General features: G+C 48.3%; 11 protein-coding genes. 8 read left to right on the plus strand and 3 right to left on the minus strand.

Annotated elements, in window-relative coordinates; all coding sequences use genetic code 11:
• Both Q0605_RS07975 and Q0605_RS07980 read left to right on the plus strand, forming a co-directional pair.
• The coding region (locus Q0605_RS07975; protein WP_298705907.1) for a solute carrier family 23 protein at positions 1–677 on the plus strand (677 nt) is incomplete at its 5' end.
• Positions 678–865: 188 nt separating this feature from the next.
• Positions 866–2,314 carry a DKNYY domain-containing protein gene (locus Q0605_RS07980; protein ID WP_298705910.1) on the plus strand — a complete coding sequence of 483 codons (1,449 nt, stop codon included), beginning with the start codon at positions 866–868 and terminating at the stop codon, positions 2,312–2,314.
• A 416-nt stretch (positions 2,315–2,730) separates the two neighbouring features.
• Here Q0605_RS07980 and Q0605_RS07985 read toward each other — a convergent pair whose 3' ends face one another.
• The 3 genes from Q0605_RS07985 to rpoD all read right to left on the minus strand — a co-directional run bounded on the left by Q0605_RS07985 (position 2,731) and on the right by rpoD (position 5,754).
• Positions 2,731–2,874, minus strand: a complete 144-nt coding sequence (locus Q0605_RS07985; protein ID WP_297990027.1) for a hypothetical protein — start codon at positions 2,872–2,874, stop codon at positions 2,731–2,733.
• Between the two features lie 237 nt (positions 2,875–3,111).
• Positions 3,112–3,681 (minus strand): DJ-1/PfpI family protein, encoded by a 570-nt coding sequence (locus Q0605_RS07990; RefSeq protein ID WP_298705913.1) that lies wholly within the window; start codon positions 3,679–3,681, stop codon positions 3,112–3,114.
• Positions 3,682–3,882: 201 nt separating this feature from the next.
• Positions 3,883–5,754 carry an RNA polymerase sigma factor RpoD gene (rpoD, locus tag Q0605_RS07995; RefSeq protein ID WP_298705915.1) on the minus strand — a complete coding sequence of 624 codons (1,872 nt, stop codon included), beginning with the start codon at positions 5,752–5,754 and terminating at the stop codon, positions 3,883–3,885.
• A gap of 408 nt (positions 5,755–6,162) precedes the next feature.
• Between rpoD and Q0605_RS08000 the strand changes: the two genes are divergently transcribed.
• The 6 genes from Q0605_RS08000 to Q0605_RS08025 all read left to right on the plus strand — a co-directional run.
• A complete protein-coding gene (locus Q0605_RS08000) occupies positions 6,163–6,645 on the plus strand; it encodes a 3-isopropylmalate dehydratase small subunit (RefSeq protein ID WP_298062874.1) in 483 nt (160 codons plus the stop codon).
• Between the two features lie 9 nt (positions 6,646–6,654).
• Entirely contained in the window at positions 6,655–7,725 is a 1,071-nt protein-coding gene (gene leuB, locus Q0605_RS08005) for a 3-isopropylmalate dehydrogenase (RefSeq protein WP_298705918.1), read from the plus strand.
• Between the two features lie 9 nt (positions 7,726–7,734).
• The gene (locus Q0605_RS08010; protein ID WP_298705921.1) at positions 7,735–7,977 is read left to right on the plus strand and encodes a hypothetical protein; all 243 of its coding nucleotides are present in this window, start codon (positions 7,735–7,737) and stop codon (positions 7,975–7,977) included.
• Positions 7,970–9,319 (plus strand): hypothetical protein, encoded by a 1,350-nt coding sequence (locus Q0605_RS08015; protein ID WP_298705924.1) that lies wholly within the window; start codon positions 7,970–7,972, stop codon positions 9,317–9,319. The genes Q0605_RS08010 and Q0605_RS08015 overlap by 8 nt, the downstream gene beginning before the upstream one ends.
• A complete protein-coding gene (locus Q0605_RS08020) occupies positions 9,279–10,124 on the plus strand; it encodes a CCA tRNA nucleotidyltransferase (protein ID WP_298705927.1) in 846 nt (281 codons plus the stop codon). Before Q0605_RS08015 ends, Q0605_RS08020 begins: the two co-directional genes overlap by 41 nt.
• Positions 10,111–10,396 (plus strand): hypothetical protein (locus Q0605_RS08025; RefSeq protein ID WP_298705930.1); only part of this gene is annotated, 286 nt, incomplete at its 3' end. The genes Q0605_RS08020 and Q0605_RS08025, both read left to right, overlap by 14 nt.

Consider the following 10,396-nt stretch of genomic DNA (forward strand, 5'->3'; position numbering starts at 1 on the left):
CGGGATACTGCGCGTCGCTGTTTGTCGGGATAGTGGATTTTACTCCGATTTTAACTGCGCCGTGGTTTGCGCTGCCAAATTTCACCGCGCCGGTTTTTAAGCTCGAAGCCGTGATCTACATGGTGCCTATCGCTATCGCGCCCGCGATCGAGCACATCGGCGATATGCTCGCGATCAGCAACGTAACGAAGGAAAATTTTCTCAAAAACCCTGGGCTTAAAAGCACTCTTCTAGGTGACGGACTCGCGACGTCGCTAGCAGGCTGCTTCGGCGGTCCGCCGAACACCACCTACTCCGAAGTCACGGGCGCGGTCAGCATCACGAAGGCCTATAATCCCGCTATCATGACCTTTGCCGCGCTTACTGCGATACTGCTAGCCTTCGTGGGCAAGCTCGGCGCCGCGCTCTCCACGATCCCAGCTCCCGTCATCGGCGGCATTATGCTGCTGCTTTTTGGTATCATCGCGAGCGTGGGCATGGAGACTCTGATCAAAAACGGCGTGGATCTGGCCGAGCCGCGCAATATGATCATCGTCGCGCTCATCTTCGTCTGCGCGATCGGCGGCATGGTGCTGGACTTTGGCGCGATGAGCTTTAGCGGCGTGGGGCTTGGCGCGCTTATCGGCATTACGCTAAATTTGGTGCTGCCAAAGACCAAGCATTTTGACGGATACTAAGTTAAATTTGCGCGAAGCTTGCGTCGTTTCGCGCGATTGCGGGTAAATTTGAGCTGAGGCTTTGCCGTCAAATAAATTTACCCCGCGGCTTTCGCCGCCAAATTTACCGTACTCTAAATTTTAAAATTTCCCCCGCAGACGCTTTTAAATTTCTAACGTTTTAAACTAGCAAGATATATAATTGCCTTATGAAAAAGGCGAATAATTTAAGCAAATTTGATAAAAAGGCGCTAAAGCTACTCTTTGCGGTACTTTTCGTGCCGCTCTTCGTCTCGCTCGTTTTTATCTATGAGCTATCGGTGTATGATAGCTCGCGCGAGCTGCCTGCGGACGCGCAAAAGATCGGCCGCAGCGATTATTTCAACATCGGCGGCAAAATTTATCTACGCTCTTGGAATCTCGCTCCTTACGAGCTGGAGGGCGGCGCGGACGCGGCGAGCTTTCGCGCGCTTGATACCGGCAGATACTCCTACGCAAACGTCGGCATGGACGCTAACCGCGTATTTTGCGGCGCTCGCAAGATGTCGGGGCTAGATCCCGCCCGCACGCAAAAGATCGGCGCGCGATACTACAGCGACGGGCGCGTGAGCTACTTCTGCTCGGACGTCACGCAGCGTACGGGCGGCGCGATAAGCTATATTTATAAAGTATTTTTCCACGCGTTCGGACTCTCCAAATGGCCGCAGGAGTACAACTACCCCTACGCTAGACTTGATACTAGCGCGCCCATCTCGCCGCTGACCGAGAGCCCTTACGTCGCCACGGACGGCAAGCGGGTATTTTACGAAGGTAAAATTTTAGCGGGTGCGGATGCAAAAAATCTAAAGCAGATAAGGCTAAAAATCATACACGAAGACGGTCCCGATTCGCCCGTGCACTTTCGCCCGGTCGATCGGTGGCTAAGCGACGGACGCAGCGTTTATGCGGACGGCGAGAGGCTAAATTTCACGCCTAGCGAGCAGATGTATCTGATGGAGCCAAACTCGGGAATAGAGTTTCTTTTTGATCCCGCTGCGGGCGCGGTGCTGATGAACGGCGAGAGATTTGACCCCGCAAACGAGCCCTATACGCCGCTAAATTTTCAGAGTGGGCATCGGGAATACATGCTGTTTGCGAGCAAAAACGGCATATTTTATCTAAGCAAGGATAAAATTTTAAATCGCCCGCGCGGCAGCGGCGCCGAGTGGCAGCTTAAAGACGCGTTTTGGTACGTTTATTATAAATTCGTCGGAGACGCCAGACGGTTAAGCGCGCTAAAAAGGGCGGGCGATAATCCGTTTAAAGGCGCCGTGCGGCAGATATCGGAGAAGCTTTTGAAGGACGACGTGGGATTTTACTATCTAAATTTCTACTCGCATAGCGTTTACGTCACGGGTCGCAGCGGCAGGCATCTGGATAAGCGGACAAATTTCATCGAGCTGCGAAAGATCACGCTTGGGGTACACGACGATGAGGTGATGGCGCAGATCGCGGACGAGGCGGCGCGAAACCCCGAAATGTCGCAGCAGGTCTTTATCGCGCAGGACGTGGAGTATGAAAACGGCGCGGCCTTTTATATGTATTGCCTCGCGGCGGTTTTATTGCTCGGAGCTTGGATTTACAGTCGCCTTAGAAAGCGCAGTTTGCGACGCGGTTAAATTTAGCGGTGCGACGGAAGGTAAATTTAGAGCGAGACAAAAATACCGACGTCGTGTTATCCAGCACACCCTTGGCTACGGAAGGTAAATTTTAAGAGCGGGACGGCACGGCGGAGCAGTAAATTTAATATAGTATTGCGGTTGCCAGCGCAGCAATGCGGCAAAATTTGGGTACTGCGATTACGAGTACGACAAGTGTAAGTAAAGAGAGACGGCTCTACCATTATTTTTAAAGCGTTCCATTATGGGCAAGGCATCATGGCGGTGGGATGTGATAAACGGGCCATAAAAGCTACAGGTATTGCATTGTATGTCGGCGCGCAATAATGAGGCGGCGGGAGATAACGGGACTCGGTATAAAGTGGCAAATAAGATGTACAAAGCAAGCTTTGTGGCTTTTGCTTTTTGAGACCTATTTAATTTCGCCGTGCGAGGGTTATTTGAGGCATGGTGAGCTCCACTAAATTTAAAGGCGAAACGGGAAAGACATCGTTTTTGCTTACGACGATGGGCGCGTGCTGAAGTACCGCTTTGGCGGCACACTTTGTTTTAAATTTCATAGCGTCTGTTGGCTTAGGCTCGCGCCGTATATAATTTTAGTGGCAAAATGAGCGTAAAATTCCATGCTGTATTTGCACGGAAGCACGCAAACTAAGGTATTGTGTTAGACCTAGCGAGCATCGATGTCGTACCGCTTCGGCAAGATTTCATTTTCAGTATTTTTTGTATCTCATTTGTGCTTATATGCTCGAGTGTTGCTTTGGCAAAATTTTATTTGCTAAACGCGCACTGCCTACTTATCGCCACATTTGTTCGCACTGGGCAATTATTGCTTCGTCTATATCTCCTAAGGCGCGCAGCACCCCAATAGTAAAATCAATAAATGCGTTTCCGTTTGCGGTGATCATTTTACCGTCTACTACGGCTTCGCGACTTGTTTGTATAAAGGCATGCTTATTTTTGTATTTTGGCAAATTAACGATGTCTGCTAGACTATTTGCGGTGTGATGGCAGTCATTTAGCGCTCCTGCCGCCGCTAAGAAATACGCCCCGTCGCAAATACCGCCTACCACCTTGCCTTGTTGTTTAAATTCCTCTATTAAATTAGCAATTTTTGAGGCGTTTTCGCTAGGCAGTTCGCGCCATGAATTTCTAGCGCCGATTAACACGATTGCCGCGGCATCTGGCGAAATTTCATCTATTGTTAAATCAGGTTTTGCGCGTAAAGCTCCAAACGATACTTTCTCGTTTTTATCGGTTGAGGCATAAAGGATGCTATAGTCCGTGAAATATCGTAGTGCGGGAGCCAGTAGCGAAGCCTCCCAGTCGGCAAAGCCGTCTAAAATAACGATTACTAAAGTTTTCATAAAGTCTCCTTGAATAACCTACACTACTCAGTTCGGTTCGCTTATCAAACTAAGCAAAATCGTAGAATTTATAAAATTTTTTAGAATTCCGCTTTGGATTTAGAACGGAATTCTATGATTTTTCAGGTACGCGCGATAACATCGCTTTAAAAAGCCCCGCCACCTCGGCGTGTCGCTAGATCGCTATATCTGCGTTTTGCTCTAGCTCTCGATATAGGTTTTGAGTTTGCGTCCGATCTTTGGGTGCTTTAGCTTTTTGATCGCCGAGCTTTCGATCTGGCGGACGCGCTCGCGGGTGATATTGAGCTCCTTGCCGATCTCTTCAAGCGTGCGGTCGCTCTCGTCGTCAAGTAGTCCGAATCGCATGCGAATGACCGTGCGCTCGCGGTCGTTGAGCTGCTCTAAGATATCGTCGATCTGCTCTTTTAGGTCGGATTTTAAAATTTGCTCGATCGGCGAAACCGAGCTTTTGTCCTCGACGAAATCGCCGAATTTACCGTCGTCCTCGTTTCCGATCGGCGCTTCTAGACTAATCGGCTCCTTTGTGATTTTGATGACCTGCTTTACCTTATCGACGCTAAGGCCTACCTCTTGCGCGATGACGTTGATATCGGGCTCCTTGCCGCCTTCTTGCATATATTTGCGCGTGATTTTATTAATTCGATTTATCGTCTCGATCATATGGATCGGGATGCGGATCGTGCGCGCTTGATCGGCGATGGCGCGGCTGATCGCCTGGCGGATCCACCACGTCGCGTATGTCGAAAATTTATAGCCGCGCTTGTATTCAACCGCCTTCATAAGCCCGATATTGCCTTCTTGGATGAGGTCTAAAAACGGTAGCCCGCGGTTGGTGTAGCGCTTGGCGATGGAGACGACCAGGCGCAGGTTGGACTTCGCCATGCGCGCCTTTGCATTGTCGCTGATGCGCTTGCCGCGCTTAATTTGCTCTAAAATTTCTTTCAGCCGCTCGGGCTCGAGATTAAAGCTTTTTTTACTCGCCTCTTTTGTCAAAAAGAGCTTTTTAATATCGACGTAGGTCGAGACCATCGTAGCTTCCGGCACGCGCGCGATGATGTCGTCCTTGCTAAGCCTCGTGATCTCTTTTAGAATTTTTTTGTGATTTTCGCGCAGTTCGGCGCTAAACATCGGCAGCTTGTACTCCAGGCGCTTGAGCTCCTTTTCGAAGCCCTCGTCGCTTTTTAGCGCGGTCTCCATCGATTTTACGATCTCAGTGATGAGCTTGCTCGTAGGCCCCAGATCCATGAGTTTTTCTTTTAAAATTTTCTTTTTAAACGCCAAGTTTAGCTTCGATAAAATTCCCTTGCTCTGCTTAATCGCCTCGGCGTTTTTCTCGGCAAATTTCATCCAGTCCTTTTTGGCTTTTTCAAGAGCCTTGAAGCTTTCGATGACCTTTAGAGCGCGCTTATCGTTCTTTCTAGAGCGCTTTTGCTTCGCCTCGTCCGCGCTCTCCTCATCCTCCTCGTCGTCGTAATCCTCCTCCGATAGTTCCTCTTCGTCCTCCTCTTCACCCTCTTCGTCGCTGTCGTCAAAGCTTTTGAAAAGCTCCTTGACGCGGCGTTCGCGGTTGATGAGCGGCTCTTTATAATCTAAAATGAAATCGATCAGATATGGCACGGAGCAAAACGCGTCGATGATGATATCCTCGCCGAGCTCGATTTTTTTGCTGATCTCGATCTCTTCTTCTTTCGTTAACAGCGGGATCTGTCCCATTTCGCGCAGATACATCCGCACCGGGCTATCCGAACGGCTCCACTCCAAAAGCTCGACGTCGCTGGATAGGTCAAACTCCTCGTCCCAGCCCTCGTCCAGTAGCTTTTTTTGCGTGGCTTCTTTGAGTTTCGCGTCCTCTAAATTTTTGATTTTGGAGATTTCTGCGGCGGAGATCAGTTCGACGTCAAATTTTTTCGTAAGCGCTTCGACCTTCTTAACGGCCGTCGCGGTGGGGGCTTTATCGAAAAATTTTATCAGTCTTTCGTAGGTGATGTAGCTTTTTTGATTTTCGTCGAAGAACTGCTCGATGGGCGTTAAGGCGTCTTTTGGGCTCGCCATAAAATCTCCTTGTGTCGTTGTGTATTTGGTTATTGGAAAATCGGATTATACCGAAACGCTCTTTATTTTTGCTTATATACGGTGCGAACCATCTAAATTTAATGATTTTTTAAATTCTAGAAATTAGGCTAAATTTTAAAATTTAGGTTATATTTTTAGCTAAATTTAAGATTGCTCGCTAAAATTCCGCGTTTGCAGGATGTAAAACCGATGCGCCAAAATTCTGCTTCCTTCACGTTGCCGCTTTAAAATTTAACGCCTCCGCACTTCCTATCTCTGCGCTTTGGCGTTTAAATTTAGCCCTAAATTCTAGGCGAGGAATTCCACCCTCATATCGGAGCGATTGAGCGGATTTTAATAAATTTGTCGGTAAAATCGTGCATCTATTTTAAAATTTAAGGCGGAAATATGGCAAAAGTATGGAAATTCGGCGATGATATCGACACCGACATTATTATCGCGGCGCGCTACCTAAATACCTCCGATGCGGCGGTGCTTGCGACGCACATTATGGAGGATGCGGACAGGGATTTTTCGTCCAAAATCGCTAAAGGAGACATCATCGTAGCGGGGAAAAATTTTGGCTGCGGCAGCTCGCGCGAGCACGCACCGATGGCGCTTAAGGCCGCCGGAATTTCATGCGTGATCGCAAAGAATTTCGCTAGGATTTTTTATCGAAACAGCTTCAACACGGGCTTTTTGATCCTCGAATGTGACGAGACGGATAAGATCGCGCAGGGCGACGAGCTTAGCATCGATCTAAAGGGCGGCGTAATTAAAAATTTAACTCAAAAAACTCAGTATAAATTCGGCGCGATCCCCGAGTTTATGCAAAAGCTACTCGACGCGGGCGGAGCGATAAATTACGCAAAAACAAAGATAAACTTGTAAGGAATTTGGATGAAAAAATACGACGTATGCGTGATAAAAGGCGACGGAATCGGCCCTGAGATCATCGAAGAGGCGATCAAGGTGCTCGATGCCGTAAGCCATAAATTTAATTTTGAGCTAAATTTTAACTACCGCTTGATGGGCGGCGCGGCAATCGACATTATGGGCGTTCCGCTTCCGGATGAGACGCTAAATGCCGCTAAATCAAGCGACGCGGTGCTTTTCGGTGCGATCGGCGGCGCGAAATGGGATGGCTTGCCGCGCGAACTGCGCCCCGAAAGTGGACTGCTTAAAATCCGCAAAGAGCTTGGAGCTTTTGCAAATCTGCGTCCTGCGATGATTTTTGATGAGCTGATAAACGCTTCGACGCTAAAGCCCGAGATCATCAAAGGCGTCGATATAATGGTGGTGCGCGAGCTTACGGGCGGGATTTATTTCGGGCAGCCACGTGTGAAAAACGAAAAGGACGCGCTAAATACGATGTGTTACAACGCCGCCGAGATCGAGCGCGTCGCAAAAGTTGCCTTTGAGGCCGCGCTTTTGCGAAATAAAAAGATAACGCTCGTAGATAAGGCCAACGTGCTTGAAACAAGCCAGCTGTGGCGCGAGGTCATAAGCGAGCTAGCGAAAAACTATGCTGGGATAAATTTGGAGTTTATGTACGTCGATAACGCCGCGATGCAGCTCGTGCGGGCACCTGCGCAGTTCGACGTGATTTTGACTGAGAATTTATTCGGCGATATTTTAAGCGATGAGGCGAGCATGATCTGCGGCTCGATCGGGCTGCTTCCGAGTGCGAGTATCGGCGGCAAGGGAGGCATCTATGAGCCGATCCACGGCAGTGCGCCCGACATCGCGGGACAGGGGATCGCAAACCCGATCGCTACGATTTTAAGCGCTGCGATGATGCTAAAATACGCATTTGGCGAAAATGAGGCCGCAGCCGCGATCGAAAGCGCCGTGCGCGCCGTGCTTCGCGACGGATACCGCACCAAGGATATCGCGCAGTACGATGCCAAAGAAATTTGCTCGACTGCAGAGATCGGCTCAATCATCGCAGATTACGCGGCCAAAGCCTAGGAATAAGCCTTGAATAGCGCGCTTGCTTATGCTTTGAAGCTTGAGGAGAGAGGCGATATCTACGGCGCAATGCGGATTTGCCGCGGTATTTTACGCGATAATCCGCAAGATGGCGATGCGGCTGTGCTTTTTGCGCGGCTAAATTTAAATCATCGAGTAAGCTCGGGCGTTAATATGGCGATGCTGGAGCGCTTTTTAAGCGTCGATGCGCACAAACAAGCAGAATTTAAGAGGTGGCTAATTGATGTATGAAAATGAACTAGAAGATATCATCGAAGCAGTCAATGAGATGAAAGCACAAAAGCGCGCGCAAGATTTGACGGCGCAGCAAGAGAGAGCTACAAATGCAAACAGTACCGAAGCAGGATCGCAGTATGCTTTAAGCCCCACTTCTTTTGCGCCAGATCCCATTGCGCCTGATGCCTTAAATTCCGCATCTGCACCGGATATCGCTTCACCAAACGCGCAAAATTTCACTTCCTTAAATACCAAAAATTCCACTTCGCGCTTTGTTTCATCGGACGCTTTAAATTCCGCCTTCGATCATTCAAATCCCATGGCGAGTAAGAGCTCTGCGCCTAGCAGCGCAGAATTTGCAGCGGACGCTACTTTAAAAAAATCTGCCGCAAAAGATGAAAATTTTACTTTTTCCAGCGAGGAGAATTTTAAAAACTCTGATCTTACAGGCGGTCAAAATTCTGCGGCTTCCGCCTCTCTAAACGGAGAGAATTTTAAAAATTCTGCTTCTGCAAGCGGCAAAGATTCCGTAAATACCGCCTTTGCAAGCGATGAAATTTTAAAAAGCTCCACCGCGAAATTTGATGAAAGCTTTCGTGATTTATCGGGCATCGCAGGCGAAATTTACGATAGTTTAGGCAGCGATATGAATGGGTTTGCTTCGCCGCAAAGCAGGGACGCAAGCATAGCGCAAAGCTCTGCCGAAAGTAAAGATTTTGAATTAGCGCTAAATTCTACGGATGACGACTCCCAAAGTAAGCAAGATTTGACGCCTCGTATTTTAGGCGCGCATTTTAAGGAGCTAAGCAATGACGATTTTGGGCCTGGCTCTGATTTCAAAGAAAACGAAGCAGACGATTATTTCGGTACGGCGCATTATAAAAAGCAGGATTTAGCGTCGCTTCAAGCTCAAAATTCCGCCGCGTTAGAGATCCGCAATGCTGCCGTGCAGCAGCAAAATTTCGTTTCACAGCCGCAGAATTTTACGACGCCCGGGGTGCGAGGTGATGAGCTCGCCACGCCGCAGCTTCGCAATTCTGCCGCACAGGATATGCAAGCGGAAAGTTTTGCCTCTTATGGTGCTCAAAATTCCGCCCTGCGCCAGCCTGAAGCAGCGCGACATCTCAGGGCCGCGAGACAAGCGGGCGACAAATCAAAATATCTCGCAAATACAGATTTTAAAATTTCAAGCGAAGCGGAGTTTTTGAGCGCGATAAAAGAGCGAATTTTAGTGCTTTTTGAGGGGCTAAACGCTTTTGAGAAGGGCGATTTGAACGCGCGCGTGGAGCTAAATTTAAAATTTATGGAATTTTTGCTTGCAAGTATCGAAAACCGACTTGAAAATCTATCAAAATGACGATTTCATCGCGCTTTTAGATTATCTTAAAAAATTTAGCTCACGCATATATCTGGTAGGCGGCTGCGTGCGCGATCATTTTTTGGGGCGGGCGAGCGCTGATGTGGATGTGGAGCTTTACGATGTGGATCCGCGCCGTTTCGAGCAAATTATGCAGGACTTCGGCGCACAGGGCGTCGGCAAAAGCTACTTCGTCTATAAATACAAAAGCTTTGACATCTCGCTTCCGCGCACCGAGAGTAAGACTGGCATCGGACACAAGGGCTTTAGCGTCGCTTTGGCTACGGACGAACATGAGGCTAGCAGGCGGCGCGATTTTACGATCAATGCGATGATGATAGATGCTATAAGTGGCAAAGTGTTTGATTTTTACGGCGGGCTTGCGGATCTGCGCGCGCGTATTTTGCGAGTGGTCGATCCGCACACTTTCGTGGAGGATAGCTTGCGCGTATATCGCGCGGTGCAGTTTGCCGCAAGATTTGAGCTTTGCGCCGAGCCGCGCACCTTAGAGCTCATGCGTAGTATCGACGTTAGCGATCTTAGTTGCGAGCGCATTAAAGCAGAGCTGATTAAATTTTTCCGTGCACCCATGCACCGATATGGGATGATGCTAATGCAAGAGCTGGGGCTTTACGAGCGGGTTTTTGGATTGCGGATTGATACGCGTACGCACGAGCGACTGATGCAATTCATAGAGCGTGGCGAATCTTTCGTGCGAAATGAAATGTTTTTTTTATACGCGTTTTTGAATTTTTTAGGATTAGATAAAAATAAAATTTTAAAGAGAAAAGATGCCGATCTTTAATCCAAAATTCTTACTAACCCAAGATCAAGACGAAGAAAAGCTTAAAAAGCGTTATGCAAATTTGCAAATGTATCAGGCAAAAGCTAGCGACATTAAGAATTTCAAAGAAGAAAAATTTCAGACGCAGTTTCTAAAAGATATCTTTGAAGACTGCCTTGGCTACACTTTGGACACTACTAATCCTACAAATTTCGATCTTGAACGTGAGAAAAAGAACGAAACTGACGGTAAAAAAGCAGATGGGGCGATACTTATAAATGGCGAAGTTAGAT

Origin of the sequence: uncultured Campylobacter sp., from assembly GCF_938017705.1 — a bacterium.
Classification (GTDB): Bacteria; Campylobacterota; Campylobacteria; order Campylobacterales; family Campylobacteraceae; genus Campylobacter_B.